Source organism: Flavobacterium sp. MMS24-S5, assembly GCF_050320125.1.
In the GTDB taxonomy this organism is placed as follows: Bacteria; Bacteroidota; Bacteroidia; order Flavobacteriales; family Flavobacteriaceae; genus Flavobacterium; species Flavobacterium tyrosinilyticum.
On the sequence record NZ_CP190016.1, the window covers coordinates 5456703 to 5480322 of the forward strand.

A 23620-nucleotide genomic window follows, 5' to 3' on the forward strand; every position below is an offset into this window, starting at 1 on the left:
TAATATAAAATAAGCTTTTTATGTTAGTGTAATTTTATTTTTCTTAATAATTGCTCTTAAATTGTTTATTGCGTAACGCATTCTTCCTAACGCTGTATTTATGCTAATTTCTTTTTCTTCAGATATTTCTTTAAAACTCATATTACGATATAATCGCATTTCAACTATTTCTTTTTGATCGTCATTGAGTTCTTCTATGAGTTTTTTTAAATCAATTTGAATCTGGTTTGTAATTATTCTATTTTCAATATTTGGAGAATTATCAGATAAAATAGAAAAAATGGAAAATTCATCGGTATCTCTATGTATTGGCATTCGTTTTATTTTACGGAAATGATCCATAATCAAATTGTGAGAAATTCTCATAACCCAAGAAACGAATTTATCTTCTTCCTTATAAGAATTGCTTTTAAGTGTTTTAATTACTTTAATGAACGTATCTTGAAAAATATCATTTGCAATATCTGTATCCTTAATCTTCGAGTATATAAAACCATATATTCGAGATTTATGTCTGTTGATTAATTTTGAGAATGCTTCTTCGTTGCCTTCTACGTATTTTTTTATCAATAAAGAGTCAGGTATATTCAATTCAGTCATAACATCAAATTTTTAATTTTTGGAGTTGCAAAATTAAAGATGAATTGAATGTATATTTTTGCCTATTAAGACTTTAAAGTATCAAAATAGGGTCTTTTTTTATATAATTCCAGTTTCCTCCAAAAATCATAAACTTAACATTCTAACTGTTCTTGCTATAGGGCTTTTGTTTATATTAAAAAGGTTAATGTATTAACCTGAAATATTTTTTAAATTGCTTGAAATAGAAATCAATTTATTATTTACAGAAAATGAATAAAATAACAATACTACTGATACTAGTAACCGTACTTTTTTCCTGTAAGAAAGATATTAATTCAGGATTTGATACTGTTGATAAACAAACTTTAGATTCAGTAAAGAATACAGAAAAGAATAAAAAATCTAATAGTAATATTGATAAGAGCATTTATACTAAATATGTATACACTAATTCTAAAGACAAAAGTCTAATAGTACAAAATAGTCTGCCCAAAGGCGGAATAAAATATACTGATCCTAAAGGAAACGAATACATTTATGCTGGATTTTGGACTCGAATAATCAATGAAACAGATAATTCTATTGAATTGAGAATTAACTTTCCTATAGATTCTTATGAGATTCCTACTTTGCCTGGAAAATATTACAAAACATTGATTCCATCTGACACGATGACAATTCAGAAAATACCTTTTTTAATTATGGTTTGACAAACTTAGAACCTTTTTTTGATAAGAATATTGATAAACCGTCTTCATTAAAAAGAACTATTAAACCAAAAGAATCAACTGGATTTTATGTTGTAATGTTTCGTTTGATTGGAGGAAATCAATATGGTGTCTTGCGAGCAGAATTTAGTTTAAAGCGACAAAATCTTTTTTATAAAATAAGAGATAAAGAAATTTTGTGCGGAAGTATAGAAATAAAATAAGGTGCTAAAAAAGAAAAATCCTGTAAATCAAAAGACTTACAGGATTTTCGTTTCTTTGTGGGGAGAGCAGGATTCGAACCTGCGAAGTTCACACAGCAGATTTACAGTCTGCCCTCGTTGGCCGCTTGAGTATCTCCCCAAAATCGGATTGCAAATTACAATTTATTGCATTAAAGAAATTCAAAAAAAAATCCTTAATTTCTTAAGGATATTTTTGTGGGCGATGAGGGGTTCGAACCCCCGACCCCCTCGGTGTAAACGAGGTGCTCTGAACCAGCTGAGCTAATCGCCCTATTTTACTAGGTTGCTATCGTTTGTGATTGCGAGTGCAAATATACAGCTAGATTTTATATTTCCAAGCCTTTTTTTGAAAAAAGTAAAAAAAACATCAATAAAAATATCTAGAAAACTATTTTTCAGTGAATTAAAAAAGCAAAAAAATCTGCAATTTCTAAATTTAAGTTAAAAATTCAATGCTCGAAAGCTAATTCAGAATATTCTTTTTGTATTCATTTGCTATAGTCATACCTTTGCGTACCTTAATTGTATATTCAAATGGCAAGATTTCAAGAAAATGATTTACCTAAAGCTAAATTAAACTCTAACTCCCTTCAAAAAGCTCTCCGAATTTTTAAATACGCTAAAAACCACAAATGGAAATTCTTCCTAGGTTTGATTTTCTTATTTTTAACAAGCGCCACTGCCCTAGCCTTTCCTAAATTGATGGGAATGCTGGTTGATTGCGTTACGAATAAAGACCTTTCTAAAGCAAACGAAATTGCTCTTGGTTTAATGGTAATTCTTGGACTTCAGGCAATTTTCTCGTTTTTCAGAATTTCATTGTTTGTAAATTTTACCGAAAACTCTCTTTCTAATATTCGTTTTGCATTATATGAGAATCTGATAAAATTACCCATGTCGTTTTATTCTCAAAAACGTGTTGGAGAACTTAATAGTAGAATCAGTGCCGATATTTCGCAATTGCAAGATACATTTAGCACCACTATTGCAGAGTTTCTGCGTCAGTTTATTTTAATTATTGGAGGTTTTGTAATTTTAGGAAGCATTAGTCCAAAATTAACCTTAATGATGCTGGCAATTGTACCTATTGTAGCAGTTGCTGCTGTGATCTTTGGAAGATTCATTCGCAAATACGGAAAAAAAACACAAGATAAAGTTGCCGAAAGCCAGGTTATAGTTGAAGAAACGCTACAAGGAATTAGCAATGTAAAAGCATTTGCTAACGAATGGTACGAAATTCAGCGCTATAAAAACAAAATTAGAGAAATTGTAAAAATCGCTATTAAAGGTGGTCAATATAGAGGTTATTTTGCTTCGTTTATTATTCTTTGCCTTTTCGGATGTGTTGTTGCTGTTGTTTGGTACGGAATCACATTAACGATTAAAGGAGAAGTTGAAGGTGTTGGTGATTTAATCTCATTTGTATTATATACTACATTTATTGGTGCTTCTTTTGGTGGAATTGCAGAAATGTACGCACAAATTCAAAAAGCAGTTGGCGCAACAGAGCGTGTTTTTGAATTATTAGAAGAAACTCCAGAAGAAATCAATGCTAAGCCAAGGCTTTCGGCAGTTGAAAAAATAAAAGGAAATGTAGCTTTCAATAACGTTGCTTTTAGTTATCCTTCAAGAAAGGAAGTTCAGGTTTTAAAAGATGTGAATTTCAATGCCGAATTCGGCCAGAAAATAGCAATCGTTGGACCAAGTGGAGCCGGAAAATCTACTATTTCTTCGCTTTTATTGCGTTTTTACGATATAACTTCAGGAGAAATTTTAGTTGATGGAAAAAATATTTACGATTATGATTTAGAAAATCTTCGCGGCAATATGAGTATCGTTCCTCAAGACGTTATTTTATTTGGTGGAACGATTAGAGAAAATATCGCTTATGGAAATCCAAACGCTTCAGAAGAAGAAATTATAGCAGCCGCGAAACAAGCAAATGCGTTCAATTTTGTAGACGGTTTCCCTGAGAAATTTGAAACTTTGGTTGGAGAACGTGGAGTTAAGCTTTCTGGAGGTCAGCGTCAGCGTATTGCAATTGCGAGAGCCCTGCTTAAAAACCCAAGTATTTTGATTTTAGACGAAGCCACTTCTTCTTTAGATAGTGAAAGCGAAAAACTAGTTCAAGAAGCTCTAGAAGTTCTAATGGAAGGAAGAACAAGCATTATCATTGCGCACAGGCTTTCAACAATTAGAAATGCGGACAAAATCTTAGTTTTAGATAACGGAAGAATTTCTGAAGAAGGAACACACCAAGAACTAATAAACTTAGAAAACGGAATTTATAAGAATTTAAGCAACTTACAGTTTAGTAACTCTTAATTTGAAATTCCAATTTTTATAAAATCCAAATTCCAATAAAAAAGCTTCAACGAAAATTGAAGCTTTTTTTATATAAACTGTAAACTATAAACTGAGACTGAAAACTAAAACTTATTTCCCTTTTCTGCGTTTACGTTCTGCTTTAATCATAGATAATTCACGGCTAGTTTGACCAGCAACAGAAGTGTTCTCTTCTGCACGACGAATCAAGTATGGCATAACATCTTTTACAGGTCCGAATGGTAAGTATTTAGCAACGTTATATCCATTTTCTGCTAAGTTGTAGCTAATATTATCACTCATTCCGTATAATTGTCCGAACCAAATTCTAGAATCATTTTTTGCGATTCCTTTCTGCGCCATCATTTCCATCAATTTATAAGAGCTCAATTCGTTGTGAGTTCCTGCAAAAATGGCCATTTTTTCAATATGCTCTAACATATATTGTACAGCATTATCGTAATTGATATCTGTAGCTTCTTTAGAAACACAGATTGGAGAAACATAACCTTTTTCTTCCGCTCTTTTGTTTTCTTTTTCCATGTAAGCGCCACGAACTAGTTTCATTCCGATATAAAAACCTTCGGATTTCGCAACCTCATGAAGTTTTTTCAAATAATCTAAACGATCCCAACGATACATTTGCAAAGTGTTAAATACAATTGCTTTTTCTTTATTGTATTTGCGCATCATATCGGTAACCAAATCATCAGCTGCATCTTGCATCCAGCTTTCTTCACCATCAATTAATAAGGCAACATCTTTTTTATGAGCTTCGCCACAAACTTTATCAAAACGAGCCACTACTCTATCCCATTCTGCTTGTTCTGATGGATTAAGAGTTTGTTTTTCTCCTAATTTCTCATACAATTCAAAACGACCTAAACCTGTTGGTTTAAAAACTGCAAACGGAATTGCTAAACGTTCTTTAGCAAAATCAATAGTTCTTAAAGTCATTTCTAATGCAGCATCAAATTGCTCCTCTTCTTCTTTTCCTTCAACAGAATAATCTAAAACAGACGAAACGCCTTTTGTAAACATTTTATCTACAACAGTAAGACAGTCGTTTTCGTTTACACCACCACAAAAGTGATCAAAAACAGTTGCACGAATTAATCCTTCTACTGGTAAATGAGCTTTAATTGCAAAATTTGTTACAGCAGTTCCTATTCTTACTAGAGGCTCACTGTCAATCATTTTGAAAAGGAAATAAGCTCTATCAAGTTCTGTATCACTTTTCAGCGAAAACGCAACTTGTGTGTTATCGAATATTTTTTCCATTAAGTTTAGTTTTTGTGCAAAGATATAGAGTGTTTTGAATATTATTCACTAAATGGTATCATATTTTTCAATTTTAGCAATAAAAAAGAAATCAATTTTAGCTAAAGAATGCTATAGAATAATTATTTTCTAAATAAGTAAGAAATTACTTTGAATTTTTACTAATTTTGCAAAAAAATGAGTGTTATGAATGCAATTGATAAAATACTTAATGAAACAAAAAGAAAGCAAAGCACTTCAAGCTTTACTGTTCTAACAGTTATTATTTCATTACTCGCAATTGACTTTTTCCCTTATTTTAAAAGTTTAGAAATCATCAATCCTCAATTCCTTTATTTGTCATTGATAAATATGCTATTGGGCTTTTATTTTTATTCAGATAAAACTTCAATTACCGCATTGGCAATATTAAAAAAGAGTTTTCTTTTTAAACTTTATTTAGCTTTTGTATTTCTTTGCGGAATATCTCTTTTTGCCGCAAAAAACACATCTCTAGTTTATACTAAATTTACTGAAATAGTAATTGTTTTTTGCTTATTCATAAATCTCACTATTCTACTTAAAGACAAGCTAGATCTACTTTATAAAATTGCTATAATCGTAGGTATTAGCGCTTTCTTGCAGGCTTGGTTGCAATTATGCAATTTTATAATTATTCCGCGACATGCTTCCATAATAAATCTTTTGCATGCAATGAAAGGAAATACAGGAAATATAAATATACTTGCAGCAAGTCTTACAATCAAAGTTCCATTTTTATTGCTTGGAATAACTTATTACGATGGTTATAAAAAATGGTTCCTTCTCGTCGCATTATTTTCTGTAAGTGCAGTCATTTTTCTAACTGGTGCAAGGACTCCTTTAATAAATCTTTTTTTAATCTATACGGTCTATATCATTTATCTGCTTAAAGGATCTCTTAGCAAATCGAATTTCACAAGGATTATATACTTAATAATTCCTGTTTTAATAGCTGTATTATTTGTAAATTCAATTTTTGAAAAATCTAAAGACAAGGAACGATATGCATCGTTGGAGAACAGAGTTAGCCAGATTAATGCTGATGACGCTTCATCAAAAGCTAGATTAACATTTTGGGGTAATGCAATTAAAATGAGCGAAAAAAATCCAATTTTTGGAATTGGATTAGGTAATTATCAAGTCGAATCCATTCCTTATGAAAGGACTACTTCTAACGATTCAACTGTTTCTTTGCATGCCCATAATGACTTTCTTGAAATCTTGGCTGAAACAGGTATTTTTAATGGTTTAATTTACCTTTCTATATTTATTTATCTTTTAATTATTAATTTGAAAAAGATAATTAAGCCAAATAGCAACGAAAAGCAACTTATCGCAATCTTAACATTGATGTTGCTAATTGTTTACGGGATAGATTCTTTCTTTAATTTCCCGATGTACAGGCCCACAATGGCAATATTTTTTAGTTTGATTTTAGCCTTTAGCTTGGTTAATACTGAAATAGATCAAATCGTGCCATCAAATAAAATTTTATTTAAAATTATAGCTTCAATTATAATTATAATATCTCTACTAACAAGTTATTCTGCTTTTATAATTTATAAAGCCTCCAACTTAGAGTACTTAATTGCTAGTGACGATATAAACATGAACACAAAAGGTGTTCTTAGCGGAGATGAAGTAGTGAATAAAATGCCAGCGTATCCCAATACACTTAGTAGTTCAGAGTCATTTTTTGAATATGCTGGAATTTATTATGTACGCGAGAAAAATTACGAAAAGGCACTTAACTGTTTTTCAAAAGCAAGTAAAATTAATGGTTATGCCGGACGTATTGAGTTTTATAAACAAATTATATCCAAACAAAAAGGAAATATTGATAGTGCTTATATTTACTCAAAACAAGCTTTTTATCTGCGTCCAAGAAATTATGACATATTTAACAATGCAATTAAATTTGCTATATCTCAAAGGGACACATTAGAAATAATAAAACAGAACAAGTTGTTTTCGCAATACAGACCAATGCCTCAAACATGGGATATTGCAGCTCGCGGACTTCAATATTCCGGTTATAATTATCGAAATTTAGTTAAATTTATTGATGAAGGATTGAGGAAATTTCCTAAAGATAGTATCTTAACAACACAAAAAAATGAGCTTTTAATTACAAGTTATCTAATTGGAGGTCAAAATTTTGAAAACAAATCGGATTTAAAAAATGCTTTGCAATCCTATGAAAAAGCATTAAAAATTGATCCTAGAAATGTGTACGTATCTCAAAATATAGGATTTAATTATTTAAAGCAGGGGCAAAATAGAAAAGCAATAAATGCTTTTCTTGAAGCATTAAAATCGCCTGGTTTAAATGGCGGAAAGACAGAGTTTTTCTTAGGTATTTGTTATTTAAAAGAAAATGATAAAGCCAATGCACTTAAGTATTTGAACTTAGCAAAAGAGAAAAATTATTCGGTTGCAAAACAATTAATGTCTAAAATTCAGAATACTGATGCAGAAGAAGCTGCATTTAAAAAGCGTAAAAATGATCTTTTAATCGCAGATTTAATTACAGAAGGACAAAAATTTGAAGAACAGAAAAAAATGGATGAAGCTCTTGAGTCTTACCAAAAAGCTTTAAAAATTGATCCAAAAAGTATTTACGCTGCACAAAATATTGGTTTTTATTATTTAAAAGTCGGTCAATCAAAAAAAGCGATAAGTTATTTATTAAATGCTTTAAAGTATCCCGGCTTAAATGGCGGAAAAACAGAATATTTCCTTGCAATTTGTTATCTCCAGGAAAATGATAACAGTAATGCATGTAAGTATTTGCATATATCACAAAGCAAAAGCTATCGTGATGCTCAAGCGCTAATTGCTAATAAATGCAATTAGCTAAGCAGTAATAATTTTGATTTTAAGAAAGCTGTTTAAATTATATCGAATAATTTATTTTAAAACAAATTAGCCCAGAAGTTTGAATATTATTACGTTAAAAATGCCTTATTTTGCGCTTTCAATTAACTAAAGTATTATGCAATCTATTCAAGCCAATAATTATCTCGTACATTTTAATGAGAATGCTTACGAAGCTTTAAATAAACATTTGAGAGAGAATAAATATTCTAATATATTTATAATCGTAGACGATCAGACCAATGAACATTGTTTGCCTAAATTTATTCCTCTTTTAGAGACAGATTTGGCGATCGAAATTATTGAATTTGAAGCTGGAGAAGCAAATAAAAATATTGAGACTTGTATTGAAATCTGGAATATATTGACAGAACTTGGTGCAGATAGAAAATCGCTAGTTATTAATTTAGGCGGTGGCGTTGTTACAGACTTGGGCGGTTTTGTCGCTTCTACTTTTAAAAGAGGTGTAAATTTCATTAATATCCCTACTACATTATTATCTATGGTTGATGCTTCTGTTGGAGGAAAAACAGGTGTTGACTTAGGGAATCTTAAAAATCAGATTGGCGTTATCAACGTGCCTCAAATGGTTTTGATTGACACGCAATATTTGGAAACTTTACCACAAAGTGAAATGCGTTCTGGTTTGGCAGAAATGCTAAAACACGGGTTAATATATGATGCACCGTACTGGAGACAATTTTCAGATTTAAAATCGATTGTTTTTGATGAATTAGATCAATTGATTTATCGTTCGGTTGAAATCAAGAATGAAATTGTTATTCAGGATCCAACTGAGAAAAACATCCGTAAAGCTTTAAACTTCGGACATACATTAGGGCACGCTATTGAAGGATATTTTTTAGAAAGTGAAGAAAAAAACACTTTACTGCATGGAGAAGCCATTGCGGTTGGAATGATCTTAGAAAGCTATATTTCACTTCAAAAAGGACTGATTTCTGAAGAAGAATATAGAGAGATTAAAACTGTAATTAAAGACATTTATGACGATGTGATTTTTGAAGAAAAAGACATCGATCCGATCTTAGAATTGCTAATTCACGACAAAAAAAATGAATACGGTTTAATTCAATTTGCATTGATTGAAGGAATCGGAAAAATAAAAATTAACCAATCCGTTGAAAATAAATTGATTCTAGAAGCGTTTGAGGATTATAAATCTTAAACTTTTTTTAATCAAAAGCATTGCATTTGGTATATATTATTTTTTACATTTGCCCCATGAAAACAAAGAATCAGCAAAGGCGCTTTAGCTCTTACAGAAACAGACTCAATAGTTCTTTATTAAGAATGTTGAACCGTTTCTATAATAGTAAAAGCCCGTTTTGTTTTGATGTTTTCCAATGTACTAAAGCTGAGCATGAAAAACTGCCAATTATATTTGCCAATATTAGAGTTTGAATTTAAGATTAAGCCCCAGAAAGCCTAACATTAAGTAAAATTACAATCTCTAAACATTGACAAATAAATGAATACAAAATATTCTGATCTAATAAATCAAACATACTACTTTCCACAAGAGGAATTCAAACTAAACAAAGACAACCTATTGTTTCACAACATCGATTTGATGAAATTGGTTGAACAATATGGCACACCATTAAAGTTTACTTATCTGCCTCAGATTTCTGAAAACATCAACAAAGCAAAAGCTTGGTTCAGAAAATCAATGGAAAAGAATAAATACGAAGCAAAATACTACTACTGTTATTGCACAAAAAGCTCTCATTTTGAATATATTATGAATGAAGCTTTCAAGAATAACATTCACATCGAGACTTCATCTGCTTTTGACGTGAATATTGTGGAAAATTTATTAGAAAATGGAAAAATCAACAAAAGTACTTATGTAATTTGCAATGGTTTTAAAAGAGATGAATATATTTCTAACATTGCAAGATTAATCAACAACGGACATAAGAACACTATTCCGATTATTGATAATTATGAAGAGTTAGATTTGCTTCAGGCGGAAATTAAAGGAAAATTCAAAATCGGAATCCGTATTGCTGCTGAAGAAGAGCCTAAATTTGAGTTTTATACTTCTAGATTAGGTATTGGTTACAAAAACATAGTTTCTTTCTATAAAAAACAAATTCAGGAAAATGATAAATTAGAGCTGAAAATGCTTCACTTTTTTATCAATACCGGAATTAACGATACATCATATTACTGGAATGAGCTTGTAAAATGTATTAAAGTATACATTGCTCTTAAGAAAGAGTGCCCTACTCTAGACGGTTTGAACATCGGAGGTGGTTTTCCAATTAAAAACTCACTTGCCTTTGAATATGATTATCAATATATGATTGATGAAATTATCAATCAGATTAAAATTGCTTGTGATGAAGCCGAAGTTGATGTTCCGAATATTTTTACGGAATTTGGATCATTTACTGTAGGTGAAAGCGGTGGTGCAATCTATCAGATTTTGTATCAAAAACAACAAAATGATAGAGAAAAATGGAATATGATTGATTCATCTTTTATTACCACTTTACCAGATACTTGGGCTATAAACAAACGTTTTATTATGCTGGCAGTAAATCGCTGGAATGATACTTACGAACGGGTTCTGTTAGGAGGTCTGACTTGTGATAGTGACGATTATTACAATTCTGAGCAAAACATGAACGCCATTTATTTGCCTAAATACAACAAAGAGAAACCTTTGTATATTGGATTCTTTAATACTGGCGCTTATCAAGAAACAATTGGAGGATACGGAGGTCTGCACCACTGTTTGATTCCGCAACCTAAACATATTTTAATTGATCGTGATGAAAATGGAATTCTGGCAACCGAAGTGTTCTCAGAACAACAAACTTCAGACGACGTTTTAAAGATTTTAGGATACAAAAAAAAGGTGTAAAAAAAAGGGCAGATTAAGTAATAATTTTTCTTAAAAAATTCTTAATTTGCGTTAACATCAAAAAAGGTTAAAACTTTTTAATTCAAAAAAAAACAAAAAAAATGAAAGGACCAATCAGTCAGTTTATTGAAAAACATTATTTGCATTTTAACTCTGCTTCATTAGTAGATGCTGCAAAAGCTTATGAGCAGCAATTAGCTGATGGTGCTAAGATGCTGGTAAGTATGGCTGGCGCAATGAGTACAGCAGAAATTGGTAAAATTTTTGCCGAAGTAATCAGACAAGACAAAGTGCATATTATTTCATGTACTGGAGCAAACTTAGAAGAAGACATCATGAATTTAGTAGCTCACTCTCACTACGAGAGAGTTCCTAACTATCGTGATCTAACACCAGAAGATGAGTGGGCTTTATTAGAAAGAGGATTAAACCGTGTTACAGACACTTGTATTCCTGAGCATGAAGCTTTCCGTCGTTTGCAAAAACATATTTACAAAATTTGGAAAGACGCTGATGACAAAGGTGAGCGTTATTTCCCACATGAATTTATGTACAAAATGTTGTTGTCTGGCGTTTTAGAAGAATATTATGAAATTGATCTAAAAGATAGCTGGATGTATGCAGCTGCAGAGAAAAACTTACCGATTATCGTTCCAGGATGGGAAGATAGTACAATGGGTAACATCTTTGCTTCATACGTAATTAAAGGAGAATTAAAAGCGTCTACTATGAAATCTGGAATTGAATACATGACTTTCCTAGCAGATTGGTATTCTAAAAACAGTTCAAACGGAATTGGATTCTTCCAAATAGGTGGTGGTATCGCGGGTGACTTCCCTATCTGTGTAGTGCCAATGCTATACCAAGATATGGAAATGCACGATGTTCCATTTTGGAGTTATTTCTGCCAAATTTCAGATTCAACAACTAGTTATGGTTCTTATTCTGGGGCAGTTCCAAATGAAAAAATCACTTGGGGTAAATTAGACATCAAAACCCCAAAATTTATTATTGAATCGGATGCTACAATCGTTGCGCCGTTAATTTTTGCATACTTATTAGATTTATAAGATAATTTATGAAAAGAGTTATAGTAGACTACGCCAAACTTACCAACGAAATTTTAAACCTTTTGGTTGAAAAATTTCCTGATGGTTATGATGATTCGGATGTTATCCGTTTTAGAAATGCTAAAAACGAATTGGTTGAAGCTGTAGAGGTTCGTACTGAAGATACAATTTACTTAGTAAAAATTAGTACTAAATTGGCTGACAGAATTGAAAACTACGATGAAGATGATGATTTAGATGTTGATGTAGATGCAATTGCACCAGTTAAAGGTATCGATCTTGATGATGATATTAGCAATGACGATGACGAAGATGATGATAATCTTGACAAGCCAGATACTGACGGTGGTGACGATGATGACGATGATGATGACAAAGCAGATACTGATTATGACGAAGAAGACGAAGACGATGAAGATTAATTCATTTTCTTTTTAATAAATAAAAGGAACTCTATTGGGAGTTCCTTTTTTTTATGACACACAAAAAATAAACAAAACCAATTTATATTTTTATTTTTATAGGATTATTTTTACATTTAAATCTTGAATAAAAAATATATGCCTATGACTTCAGAAATTCTACATACTACACTAAAAGAAAATTTTGGTTTCGAAAGATTCAGACCCAATCAAGAAACCATAATTAATACCATCTTATCTGGACAAGATACCTTGGCAATTATGCCTACTGGAGGTGGAAAATCAATATGTTTTCAACTACCCGCTTTAATTCTACCAGGAATAACAGTTGTTATATCACCTTTGATTGCATTAATGAAAGATCAGGTTGATAGTTTAAAGACAAACGGAATTTCTGCTTGTTTTATTAATAGCAGCCAATCTTCTCAAGAGCAGCAATATTATATTGATAATTTAAAAACAAATCATTTTAAGTTAGTTTATATCGCGCCTGAAAGCCTTTCTTATTTGGATATGGCTTTCAATGAGTTGAACATTAGCTTAATAGCAATTGATGAAGCACATTGTATTTCGTCTTGGGGTCATGACTTTAGACCTGCTTATACTAATTTGGGTTATCTAAAAAGTCGCTTCCCTTCTACTCCAATTTTAGCCTTAACTGCGACTGCTGACAAAGCAACACGAACAGATATAACCAAGCAATTAAATCTTAAGAATCCAAAAACGTTTATTGCTTCTTTTGATAGAGCAAATTTGAGTCTTGAAGTTCGTCCTGCTTTAGATCGCGTTAAGCAAATCATTGATTTTATTAAAAACAAACCCAATGAATCTGGAATAATTTATTGTTTGAGTCGTAAAACTACAGAGGAACTTGCTGAAAAACTCAAAAAGAACGGAATTGAAGCTAAAGCATATCATGCGGGCTTAGATAATGAAACACGTGCTAAAACTCAGGATCAATTTATTAATGACGATTGTCAAGTAGTTTGTGCTACTATTGCTTTCGGAATGGGAATTGACAAATCAAATGTCCGCTGGGTTATTCATTACAATCTGCCAAAAAATATTGAAGGATATTACCAAGAAATTGGGCGTGCGGGCCGAGATGGTCTTCCAGCCGAAACCGTTTTATTTGAAAGTTACGCCGATGTAATTCAATTGCAGAAATTTGCATCAGAAGGATTGAACTCAGATATTCAGCTTGCAAAGTTAGATCGTATGAAGCAATATGCCGATGCTGTAAGCTGTCGCAGAAAAATTCTGCTGTCTTATTTTGGCGAACTGGTAACTGAAAATTGCGGAAACTGCGATATTTGCAAAAATCCGCCAACTTTTTTCGATGGGACGATTCTCGCGCAAAAAGCCTTATCTGCAATTGTACGATTAAAAGAATCTGAACCTCTAGCTGTAATTGTCGATTTTTTGAGAGGTTCGAGAAACGCGTATATCTACGAAAAAAATTATCAAGAGCTAAAAACGTACGGAATAGGCGCTGATGTTTCTTGGTACGATTGGAATCAATATCTTATCCAACTTATAAACTTAGGATATTGCGAAATTGCTTTTCATCAACATAATAAAATTTTGCTTACTCCTTTTGCGAAGAAAGTTTTGTTTGAGGGAGAAAAAGTAAAACTGACCACGGTTGTCAAAAAAGTAATTGATAAAAACGAAGTCAAGGAAACAAAACAAAAAGCTGCTAAAAATTCTCTTTTTGAAACGCTTAGAAAACTACGCTACGAAATTGCTCAAGAAGAAGAAGTTCCAGCATATGTTATTTTTAGCGATGCTTCATTGAGGCAAATGGAAATTTTAAGACCAATGTCTGATGAAGATTTTCTTGCCGTGGAAGGTGTTGGTAAAGCTAAACTAGAAAAATACGGAGCTGATTTTATAAATGCTATAATTGAATTTCAGCGAAATAAATCGGTTGTCAAAAAAGATAAAAAAGAGAATACTTATAAAAAAACGTTAGAATTATTTCAAGCCGGACTTTCTGTGAAGGAAATTGCTGAGCAACGAAATCTGGGCGAAACTACAATCATTTCTCATTTGGCTAAATTATATGTTGACGGAAATGATATAGATTTAAATCAATTTGTTTCGGAAGAGGAAATTCTTCAAATTGAAAAAGCTCAGATTGAATTAGAAAATCCAAACGCATTAAGACCTTATTTCGATTACTTTGAAGAAAAAATGTCTTATGACAAGATTAGATTTGGATTGGCGTTCCTGGAGAGAAAATAAAAATCACTTTTGTCATCTTGACGAAGGAAAGATCACACTAGAAATTCGGTCGTCAAACTTTGTGAATTTTCTAGTGATTAAGCAACAAACCTGACAGGTTTTAAAAAACTGTCAGGTTTACTAAGTATCAAATAAATAAGAAATCCCAAACTCCAACGAAATTGGAATTTGGAATTTTAAATATTTAAATCTTTAATTTTTACAAATATCGTTCTTCAAAAACTTTCTGATGGTGCTTTTGATGTCCAATTATGACAAAACCTAAAGCGCGAACAGAAATCGGATTATTTGATGCAGTACCAATTCTCTTCAACTGTTCTTCAGATAAACTTTTATAAAACAATAAAGTCGCATGTCTTACCGCTGAAAATTCAGTAAGCAGATCTTGAATACTTCTGCTATTTGAATTTGTATTGTCAGCATAATCATTTTCTTCAAAACTTGGCAAAGGCGTTTTATCGTTTCTTGAAAAACGCAAAGCACGATATGCAAAAATTCTTTCGGTATCTATTACATGCTGAATAATATCTTTGATTGTCCACTTCCCTTCCGCGTAGCGATAATCAAATTTATCCATTGGAATATTTTGAACAAATCGAATGAACTCATGAAGAGAAATTTCCAATTCTTCAATTAAAATACCATCTCCAGCTGCTTTAATGTAAGTTCCAAAATGACCTGAATATTCATTTTCCAATAATTCTGATGCTCTCATTTTTTATTTTTTTAAGCTGAGTTTCTACTTGCATTCGTATTTCCGAATAGTGATCTCGTTACGATTTTCTCATAAACTTTAATCAATTCTTCATCAGGAGTTTGTTCTTTGTTTAGCTCATTAATTCTCAATAAAGCATATTGCTGAATTGTCAATAAAGGTAAAACAATACGCTCTCTTATTTGAATAGAAGCAATACCATCAGGATAATTTTCCATCAATGTTTTATGATCAGCAATTTTCAACAAAAGACGTTTTGTCTCTGAGAATTCATCGTAAATAATCTGCCAGAATTCGCCAAACTCAGGATCATTTTTCATATAAGCTGTCAAAGGCAAGAATGATTTTGCTAATGACATCATACTGTTTTCAAGCAAAGTTTTGAAAAACAATGAATTGTGATATAAATCACTTACTTTGTTCCATTGACCAGATTCTTCAAAATGTTTTAAAGCCGAACCTACTCCAAAAAATCCTGGAACGTTTTGTTTTAATTGGCTCCATGAACCTACGAACGGAATTGCTCTTAAATCGGCAAAATCTAAAGATTCAGATTTACTTCTTTTTGAAGGACGGCTTCCAATATTTGTTTTTGAATAATATTTAAGCGTACTCATTTTTTCTAAATACGGAATAAACTTTGGATGGTTTTTGAAACTTAAATATTTCTCATAACCTAAATTAGCTAAATCCGTTAAAATTTGAGTTTCATCAGCTGTCAGTTCATTTTTCTCTTTACTAAATACTTGATTGGTAACACCAGCGCTCAATAAGTTTTCGATATTGTAACGGCAAGAATCTAAAGTTCCAAAATTAGAGCTAATAGTCTGACCTTGAACTGTAATCTGAATCTCGTTGTTTTCAATTTTTGGACCTAAAGAAGCATAGAATTTATGTGTTTTTCCACCGCCACGAGCTGGAGGCTCACCACGTCCGTCAAAGAAAATAGCTTTAATTCCGTATTCTCTAGAAATTTTAGTCAATGAAATTTTAGCTTGATAAATACTCCAGTTTGCCATTAAATAGCCGCCATCTTTAGTTCCATCAGAGAATCCAAGCATTATAGTTTGCTTATTTCCTCTTGATTTTAAATGCTTAGCATATTCTGGATTGGTATACAATTGCTCCATAATAGCATGTGCATTTTGTAAATCGTCTACAGATTCAAAAAGCGGAATAATATCAACTGTTGGTTTTTCCCAATTATTCAAACGAATCATCGCAAATGTTTCCATCACATTCAGCGCGCTTTCGTTATTACTGATAATATAACGGTTTGCTCCTTCTTCACCATTATTTTGCTGAATGGTTTTAATAGCTTGAACAGATTCTAAAGTATATCTGGTGATTTCATTTTCGAAATCGACTGGATTTAAATTTCCTTTTACCTTAGAAAGAACATCAATTTTTTGATCTTCTGTCAATTCGAAATAATTCTTAGGAAAAACATCTGAACCAGAATTTAAATAGTAATCAACCACATCTTTGAAAACAGCATTATGAATTTTACTATTCTGACGAATATCTAAAGTTGCAAAATGGAATCCGAATAAATTAATTTTTACTAAAAGCGCATCTAATTCATCCAAATATAAAGATTGATGTTTCTCAATAATTATATCTCTAATTTTGTTTAGTTGAGTCAGTAATTCTTCTAAAGTAATAAAAATATCCCCTTTAGAATAGAATACAGAACGATAAAGCTTATGTTCAAGTTCTGCTACCAAATCATCTACACCTGAGAAAGTTAGCTTACGTTTTAAATTTCTCATTTCTACATAATAGCACTTCAAAATTGAGGTACGCAAACGATCTGCAACTTTAAGTGTAATATCGGTAGTAACAAAAGGATTTCCGTCACGATCACCTCCTGGCCAGAAACCCAATTTTATTAATTGATTATGAATCGGATTTCCATTTAAAATGTTTTTCTGCAAATAATGCACAATTTCTCCTGCAGTAGCATAAAATACATTTTCTAGGTACCAAATTAAGCTTACTGCTTCATCATAAGGATTTGGTTTCTCTTTCTGAATGAAAGGCGTTTTTCCTAATTGAGCAAGTAATTGTTTAATTTGAAGTAAATCATTTTGACGAATAGCTTCTGTCAGGTCATTTATAATTCCTAAAACGGGTCCTGGATAAAACTGAGTAGGATGCGCTGTTAAAACCGTACGAACGTTAAAGTTTTCTAGAAACTCTACCAATTCGTCATCTTTCTCTTTAGCATCCGATTTCTCCTTAATATCACGAAGAGATCCACGGCCTTCCATATTGTTAACTTCTGGAAAAGCAGCATCTTCAATGGCATCAAACAATACAATCTGACGTTCTATATATTGAATAAATCGAAACATAAGATCGATTTTTTCATCTTCAGAAGTATTGTTTAAGAATTTATTAGAAAAGAAATCTACGATTTCTTTTGGTGTTTCTTGTTTTTTAAAGCCCGTTTCGCAAGTCTCTGTAAATAAAGGAAGTAAAACTCCTGTATTATCTATAGAGTCAAAAGGTAATGTTATGAAAACACTATTATAAATGTGGTATTTTGAGAGAACGTCTTGATTAAAACGCTCAATTTTTGGCAACGTATACATAATCGTGTTATAGTTGGTTGGTTAATTAGTCATAAAAAAACCCCAAGAATAAACTTGAGGTTATATTTTAATATAGCATTCAAGAAAAGTTCTTACATATTTTTGAAAATAGTATGCATCAAACGCTTCTTATCGTTTATACTTTCCTCTAATGAAATCATTGTTTCTGTTCTGTAAACACCATCAATATCGTCAATCATAAAGATAACTTCTTTCGCGTGTTTAGTATCTTTTGCTCTAATTTTACAAAAGATGTTGAATTTTCCTGTAGTTACAGAAGCTACAGTTACGAATGGAATTTGATTGATTCTCTCTAATACAAATTTAGTTTGAGATGTATTATTAAGAAAAACCCCTACATAAGCAATAAATGAATAACCTAATTTATCGTAATCCAAGGCTAATGAAGACCCCATGATGATACCGGCATCTTCCATCTTTTTAACTCTAACGTGTACTGTACCAGCAGATATCAATAGTTTTTTTGCAATGTCAGTAAACGGAACTCTCGTATTGTCTATTAACATATCTAAAATCTGGTGATCTACTTCATCTAAACGAAATTTACTCATAATTGTTTAATTAATATTACTAATTGCTATTACAAAGTATAAAATTATATATAAAAAACAACAAATTCACATAAAAATTAACTTTTTATTAATCCGTTAACAAATTTAACATTTTTATTTAAATAAAAATTTGCTTTCTGACCCGTTTTTGGAAAATTTTGGAAATCGTCCGAATATTCTGCTCCTTTTGCATCGTATTCGTAATGACCAAAATAATTTTCCAGCTCACCTACTTCTACTATGTAAGCATTAAAATGAATCTTATTTTCGATTAATTCCTCTTTGTATTGTGCGACAAAATTCGTAATAATTTCGATACCATCATAATTTATTTTGACATTTTTATACATAAAATCATAAAAAACCACGTTATTTTGTGAAATATTCAAATATTCAGAAAATCTGTTATCAACTAAATCGTTTTCGGATATTAGTTTGAAGCTTAAAATTAACGAGAAAAATATGAATTTCCTTGTAATTTCTCGCTCGTAATCTTCTGGAAAATGGCCAGCCTCAAATAAGATAGTAGGAACACCTAGAAATTGAAAAGTGTCTCCTATACAATTAATATTGAACGAATCATCAAAGCGGCCAACCTGTCCGGGAATGTATTTTTGAAGTTCTTCATTGATTCCTGCAATAATATTTATCGCTTTCAATCTGTTATCGTTCACTTCTCTCTCCTCATTATAAGAAGGAGCTAAAAAAGAAACTGTAGCAGGTTTTCCAGTTGTTCCTGCGCCAAATATAGTACGCTGGTCGTGAAGGTTAAAACAGAAATCAGGTTTAAATTTTTCAAATACTTCACGTAGAACTTTGCTTTCTGGCTGTGTCAGGTCTTGAGAATCACGATTTAAATCTACTTCATTTGCATTTGCTCGTGTGTATAGTCTCGCTCCATCAGGATTAAGCATTGGAATACAGTAGAAAGTAAAAGTCTCTAGCATTTGCTTAGCAAAATCAGTATCATCATTTAATAAATTAATGAAATCAAATAAAGCTTTTGTTGTTGTGCTTTCGTTACCATGCATTTGAGACCATAAATAAACACGTATCTTTCCTGTTCCGATTTGATAACTATATATAGGTTCGCCTAAAACAGATGTACCAATAATCTCTACTTGGCCATTTGTATTTAACTTATCTAATAGAGGTTTAATATGGTCTAAAGTAAGATATCTTCCAGATATCGACTGTTCCTTGTATTGTGTAAAAAGCTGTTCTAAATTCATTATATTTTGATTAGTTTACAAAAGTAAATATCTTTATTTTTACAATTGTAAACAAAGGAAAAATTTAATAATTTAGATTTGTAAACAGTTTCAGAAAGGATTTATTTGTTTAAGCTTTAACTTGTTTTAATAGAGTCGTTTAATTTATTTTTGATTCATAAATATATTAATTTCAGTCAATTATAAAGCTTTATATGAATTTCATATTTAACATAAAACTAAACTCTTATTAAAAATGCAACAACAAGATTGGAGTGCTTTTACTTTTTGTTTACATTTGTAAATAGAATAATTTAAAACATAAATTCACAATGGTAAACATAGATGATTTTGTAAAAAGACTCGAAACCATATTAGATTATTATGGTTTAAATGCTTCTACCTTTGCAGATAAAATTGGTGTGCAACGTTCTAGTATGTCTCATCTTTTATCTGGTAGAAACAAGCCGAGTTTAGATTTTGTAATGAAAATTCTAGAGGTTTTCCCTGATGTTGATCTATATTGGATTTTAGTTGGGAAAGGAAGTTTTCCTAAAAACCATGACGAAAATTTAGAAATTCAAGAATCTCCTACTCCAATTTCATCTCATGAAAATATGGGTACAGATTTATTTTCTTCCATTGAAAAAAATGAAGAAGAAAAGAGGGAAATAAAAAAAGTATCACCTTCAAAAAATGCAACTATTAATTTTGAAGATGATGAAATTGAAAAAATAGTCTTATTCTACAAAAATGGAACTTTTAAAGCCTATTCTCCGTGATGCAAAAATTAGCGCGTATTTGATTCCTAGTCCAGAAATTTTTCAAATATGCAATTCTCACGCGTTTGAAAAAATTCTCAGAAATTACAATTTAACTCCATTGTCAGGAATTTTCCCCAAAACTCCTTCATAATGTTTTTTTAAGATTTCAAAATCGGCTTCGTAATTTCCAGTTGGATAAAATGGTTTGCCCAGATTTACTTCTTTTTTACCCCAATCAAAAGCTACAGGAACAATTGGAACATTCGCTTTAAGCGCGATGAAATAAAATCCTGTTTTAATTTCATTTACTTTTTTCCTAGTTCCTTCTGGAGCAACAGCCAAACGAAAGATCTCTTTTCTATCAAAAATTGCAGCAATAGAATCTACTTTATTTAATCTGCCGGAACGATCTAAAGGCTCTCCTCCAACATTTCTAAAATAATAACCAAACGGAAAACGAAACAATTCTTTCTTTCCTACCCAATTCATCTGTAGTCCAGAGATGCCTCGAGTAAAAAGTCCGATATAAAAATCATGATTACTCGTATGAGGCATTACCATGAGAATACATTTTTTAATTTCTGCATTTTCGATTCCCACTATTTTCCAGCCCATTAGCTTAAAAAAGACGAATTTATAGAATAGTTTTTTCATTAAAGATTCAATATTTCGTGCAAAATAAAAGATTTAATGGTAAATTTGAGTAAAAGCATAAAAAATGATTCGAAAATTTTTCAGTTACTTAATTCCTATAAAAATATTTAAGAAAAAATCAACCCGAAGTAAAATTATCGAAGTTACTTGGGCAAATGGGGAGTTAGTATTGGACACTGAAAACACAAATTATTCTTACGGAAGCCTGCAACGTATATTACGATACGGACTTCGAAATATTGGTTACGATAAAATTCTAGAAATGGAACACATCTTATTATTAGGTGTAGCGGGCGGAAGCGTAGTTAAAACATTAGTAGATGAGATCGAATACAAGGAAAAGATTACTGGCGTAGAAATCGATCCCGACATGATTGAGATTGCAAATCAGTATTTTAACCTTAATCAAATTAAGCAGTTGGAAGTGGTTATTGATGATGCATTTGAATTTGTATTAAAAACAAAAGAGAAATACGATCTTATAATAATTGATATTTTTGAAGATACGCATATGCCTAACTTTTTGTTTGAGAAGTTTTTTGTAGATAGAATCTGCACGATTTTAAAAGATGAGGGCTTTGTTTTATTCAACACCATGATATTAGACGAAGCACATAATGTTCGAAATAGAAAGTATGTGACAGAAGTTAATCCGAAATTGTTTCAAACCAAAATGCTACCCCGAATCGAAGTACATAATGAATTAATAATTATTAACAAAGTTGCCTAGTTTTATGAAGCCCCTAACCTCAATCTTAAATGCCCAGCCACCTACTAAAATTATTGATGCCTCAATTAATATTTCAGAATACACGCCGTTAAATTTATCGGTTTCGAATGAGGAATTAGTAAGTCAAAAATTGGATACCTCAGAAGATTTTGAAAAATACATTTCAAAATTTTTAAAAGAAAACAACGCTAAAGTTGCCTTTGGCGGTTATATAGAAGGAAGATTTTTATATCAAAGAAGTCCTATTTTTTTAGATGTATCCAAACCCGAACGTAATATTCACATCGGATTAGATTTATAGGCCGAAGCTGGAACAGCCGTGCTTGCTGCCCTTGATGGAATTGTTCATAGTTTTAAAAACAATATTGGTCTGGGCGATTATGGACCGACAATTATTTTAGAACATGAAGTAGAAAATGAGAAATTTTATACTTTATACGGACATTTATCGTTAGAAAGTATAGAAAATTTAAATATCGGAGACCAATTTAAGAAAGGCGACAAGATTGCGACTTTAGGAAATGCCTCAGTAAATGGAGATTACGCCCCTCATTTACATTTTCAGATTATCCATAATATTGGCGATTATTGGGGAGACTATCCAGGCGTCTGCAATACAAATGACCTAAACTTTTATATCGAAAATTGTCCCGATCCTAACTTATTATTAAAAATTACTTAAATAGTTATGAAGAAAGCAGGATTGATTATATGTTTGTTATTGTTAATTGGATGTAAATCGAAAACAGTAAGTAGAGATACAGAAGATTTAAAAATTAAAAAAGTTTCTGTAGAAGAAATAAATGCAAATCAGCAGCGAAAAGCGTATGATTTAGGAAAGAGAGTTTTAGAAACTTGTAACACTTCAAAATTTAAACCTTTTAATGAAACTGAAGTAACTAAATCGGTTATGGAAAACACTACAGAAGAGCGTTTGACTAAGACCTGCCAAAGATTTAGACAATATTACGGAAGTTTTATAGATTTAAAATTAGATGGAGTTTACAAAACCAAACAGGAAGTCATTTACCGCTATCATGCCTTGTACACTAAAAAAGTGGCCAATAAAGAGTTACGCATTTTTGTAAATGAAGACAATCTTATTTCTGCCATAAAATCTATGGATTGGGATGAGAAATTTGATGCTAAATTAGCCGAACAATAAATACCATATATATATGAATTTTAAACTGCCACTACTCCTATTATTTTTTATTTCGACTTTTGCTTCAGCACAGCAAACAATGAGTGTAAAAGGTTCAGCTCCCTATCCAGCGACACAAGAATACACTTTTATCTGCGAAAAATATGCTTATTCTGGCGAAATTAATGTTCAAATAGCTAAAACGGAAAAAGGAGGCATTTTAAAACTAACTGTTTCAACGGCAAGCGATAAAGCAAAAATTGTTGGCGGTGTTTATGTCGATTTGACCAATGCAGATGTTATTGCCTGTACAGATAAAAACGTTAAAGAATCTTCAGACGGAAAAACTACTGCATACTATTATTTTACGCCTGCTGAATGGCTGAAACTTAAAAAGACCGACATTTATGCGATAAGATTTATAATTGCTGGAGGTTCAGATATTTCAGGAAATCTAACGGGACATTTTACCGCTTACAGTAAAGTGAAGTATTTCTCAACAGCATTTGATAAAACTAAAAAAACATTTGATACAGCAAAAGAAATTAGTGTTTTGTAATGAT

Annotated in this window: 20 protein-coding genes, 2 tRNA genes and 1 pseudogene; 14 read left to right on the forward strand and 9 right to left on the reverse strand. The window is 31.4% G+C overall.

What is annotated here, in order from left to right; genetic code table 11:
- Window positions 1-18: 18 nt before the first annotated feature.
- Window positions 19-600 carry an RNA polymerase sigma factor gene (locus ACPWTF_RS25195; protein WP_427873789.1) on the reverse strand — a complete coding sequence of 194 codons (582 nt, stop codon included), beginning with the start codon at window positions 598-600 and terminating at the stop codon, window positions 19-21.
- 251 nt (window positions 601-851) lie between these two features.
- Here ACPWTF_RS25195 and ACPWTF_RS25200 point away from each other — a divergent pair, with 251 nt between their 5' ends.
- Both ACPWTF_RS25200 and ACPWTF_RS25205 read left to right on the forward strand, forming a co-directional pair.
- Window positions 852-1292 (forward strand): hypothetical protein, encoded by a 441-nt coding sequence (locus ACPWTF_RS25200; RefSeq protein ID WP_427873790.1) that lies wholly within the window; start codon window positions 852-854, stop codon window positions 1290-1292.
- On the forward strand, window positions 1289-1513 hold the full coding sequence (locus ACPWTF_RS25205; RefSeq protein ID WP_427873791.1) for a hypothetical protein: 225 nt from the start codon (window positions 1289-1291) through the stop codon (window positions 1511-1513). The genes ACPWTF_RS25200 and ACPWTF_RS25205 overlap by 4 nt, the downstream gene beginning before the upstream one ends.
- Before the next feature lie 58 nt (window positions 1514-1571).
- On the opposite strand, the gene ACPWTF_RS25210 is transcribed toward ACPWTF_RS25205, so the two are convergent.
- Together ACPWTF_RS25210 and ACPWTF_RS25215 are read right to left on the reverse strand one after the other, a co-directional pair.
- Window positions 1572-1652: transfer RNA gene (locus ACPWTF_RS25210), tRNA-Tyr, on the reverse strand.
- A gap of 78 nt (window positions 1653-1730) precedes the next feature.
- Window positions 1731-1805: transfer RNA gene (locus tag ACPWTF_RS25215), tRNA-Val, on the reverse strand.
- Between the two features lie 263 nt (window positions 1806-2068).
- Here ACPWTF_RS25215 and ACPWTF_RS25220 point away from each other — a divergent pair.
- On the forward strand, window positions 2069-3859 hold the full coding sequence (locus tag ACPWTF_RS25220; protein WP_379801025.1) for an ABC transporter ATP-binding protein: 1791 nt from the start codon (window positions 2069-2071) through the stop codon (window positions 3857-3859).
- Window positions 3860-3970: 111 nt separating this feature from the next.
- Here ACPWTF_RS25220 and ACPWTF_RS25225 read toward each other — a convergent pair whose 3' ends face one another.
- The gene (locus tag ACPWTF_RS25225) at window positions 3971-5140 is read right to left on the reverse strand and encodes a proline dehydrogenase family protein (RefSeq protein ID WP_427873792.1); all 1170 of its coding nucleotides are present in this window, start codon (window positions 5138-5140) and stop codon (window positions 3971-3973) included.
- Window positions 5141-5326: 186 nt separating this feature from the next.
- Between ACPWTF_RS25225 and ACPWTF_RS25230 the strand changes: the two genes are divergently transcribed.
- The 6 genes from ACPWTF_RS25230 (at window position 5327) to recQ (ending at window position 14670) form a co-directional block, all read left to right on the forward strand.
- Entirely contained in the window at window positions 5327-8017 is a 2691-nt protein-coding gene (locus ACPWTF_RS25230) for an O-antigen ligase family protein (RefSeq protein WP_427873793.1), read from the forward strand.
- A gap of 139 nt (window positions 8018-8156) precedes the next feature.
- Entirely contained in the window at window positions 8157-9224 is a 1068-nt protein-coding gene (gene aroB, locus ACPWTF_RS25235) for a 3-dehydroquinate synthase (protein ID WP_427873794.1), read from the forward strand.
- A 303-nt stretch (window positions 9225-9527) separates the two neighbouring features.
- Entirely contained in the window at window positions 9528-10931 is a 1404-nt protein-coding gene (locus tag ACPWTF_RS25240) for an arginine decarboxylase (RefSeq protein WP_427873795.1), read from the forward strand.
- A 101-nt stretch (window positions 10932-11032) separates the two neighbouring features.
- Window positions 11033-12001 carry a deoxyhypusine synthase family protein gene (locus ACPWTF_RS25245; RefSeq protein ID WP_095931202.1) on the forward strand — a complete coding sequence of 323 codons (969 nt, stop codon included), beginning with the start codon at window positions 11033-11035 and terminating at the stop codon, window positions 11999-12001.
- Window positions 12002-12009: 8 nt separating this feature from the next.
- Window positions 12010-12423 (forward strand): DNA primase, encoded by a 414-nt coding sequence (locus tag ACPWTF_RS25250; protein ID WP_379801030.1) that lies wholly within the window; start codon window positions 12010-12012, stop codon window positions 12421-12423.
- Window positions 12424-12567: 144 nt separating this feature from the next.
- Window positions 12568-14670 (forward strand): DNA helicase RecQ, encoded by a 2103-nt coding sequence (recQ, locus tag ACPWTF_RS25255; protein ID WP_427873796.1) that lies wholly within the window; start codon window positions 12568-12570, stop codon window positions 14668-14670.
- 199 nt (window positions 14671-14869) lie between these two features.
- Here recQ and ACPWTF_RS25260 read toward each other — a convergent pair whose 3' ends face one another.
- The 4 genes from ACPWTF_RS25260 to ACPWTF_RS25275 form a co-directional block, all read right to left on the reverse strand.
- The gene (locus tag ACPWTF_RS25260; RefSeq protein ID WP_427873797.1) at window positions 14870-15385 is read right to left on the reverse strand and encodes a DinB family protein; all 516 of its coding nucleotides are present in this window, start codon (window positions 15383-15385) and stop codon (window positions 14870-14872) included.
- 11 nt (window positions 15386-15396) lie between these two features.
- Window positions 15397-17982 (reverse strand): phosphoenolpyruvate carboxylase, encoded by a 2586-nt coding sequence (locus ACPWTF_RS25265; protein ID WP_427873798.1) that lies wholly within the window; start codon window positions 17980-17982, stop codon window positions 15397-15399.
- Between the two features lie 92 nt (window positions 17983-18074).
- The gene (locus tag ACPWTF_RS25270; protein ID WP_008468989.1) at window positions 18075-18554 is read right to left on the reverse strand and encodes an Lrp/AsnC family transcriptional regulator; all 480 of its coding nucleotides are present in this window, start codon (window positions 18552-18554) and stop codon (window positions 18075-18077) included.
- A 77-nt stretch (window positions 18555-18631) separates the two neighbouring features.
- The gene (locus ACPWTF_RS25275; RefSeq protein WP_427873799.1) at window positions 18632-19786 is read right to left on the reverse strand and encodes a M14 family metallopeptidase; all 1155 of its coding nucleotides are present in this window, start codon (window positions 19784-19786) and stop codon (window positions 18632-18634) included.
- Between the two features lie 311 nt (window positions 19787-20097).
- On the opposite strand from ACPWTF_RS25275, the gene ACPWTF_RS25280 reads away from it, so the two are divergent.
- On the forward strand, window positions 20098-20547 hold the full coding sequence (locus ACPWTF_RS25280; protein ID WP_427873800.1) for a helix-turn-helix domain-containing protein: 450 nt from the start codon (window positions 20098-20100) through the stop codon (window positions 20545-20547).
- A gap of 84 nt (window positions 20548-20631) precedes the next feature.
- Here the strand turns inward: ACPWTF_RS25280 and ACPWTF_RS25285 are convergent, their stop codons facing one another.
- Window positions 20632-21183: a 1-acyl-sn-glycerol-3-phosphate acyltransferase gene (locus ACPWTF_RS25285; protein ID WP_427873801.1), complete on the reverse strand. Its 552-nt coding sequence runs from the start codon at window positions 21181-21183 to the stop codon at window positions 20632-20634.
- A 64-nt stretch (window positions 21184-21247) separates the two neighbouring features.
- On the opposite strand from ACPWTF_RS25285, the gene ACPWTF_RS25290 reads away from it, so the two are divergent.
- From ACPWTF_RS25290 to ACPWTF_RS25305, 4 genes and pseudogenes are all read left to right on the forward strand, one after another.
- Entirely contained in the window at window positions 21248-21913 is a 666-nt protein-coding gene (locus tag ACPWTF_RS25290; RefSeq protein WP_427873802.1) for a spermidine synthase, read from the forward strand.
- Between the two features lie 4 nt (window positions 21914-21917).
- Window positions 21918-22595, forward strand: a pseudogene (locus ACPWTF_RS25295) (peptidoglycan DD-metalloendopeptidase family protein).
- A 6-nt stretch (window positions 22596-22601) separates the two neighbouring features.
- On the forward strand, window positions 22602-23078 hold the full coding sequence (locus ACPWTF_RS25300) for a hypothetical protein (protein ID WP_427873803.1): 477 nt from the start codon (window positions 22602-22604) through the stop codon (window positions 23076-23078).
- A gap of 13 nt (window positions 23079-23091) precedes the next feature.
- A complete protein-coding gene (locus ACPWTF_RS25305; RefSeq protein ID WP_427873804.1) occupies window positions 23092-23616 on the forward strand; it encodes a hypothetical protein in 525 nt (174 codons plus the stop codon).
- The last annotated feature ends 4 nt before the right edge of the window (window positions 23617-23620 follow it).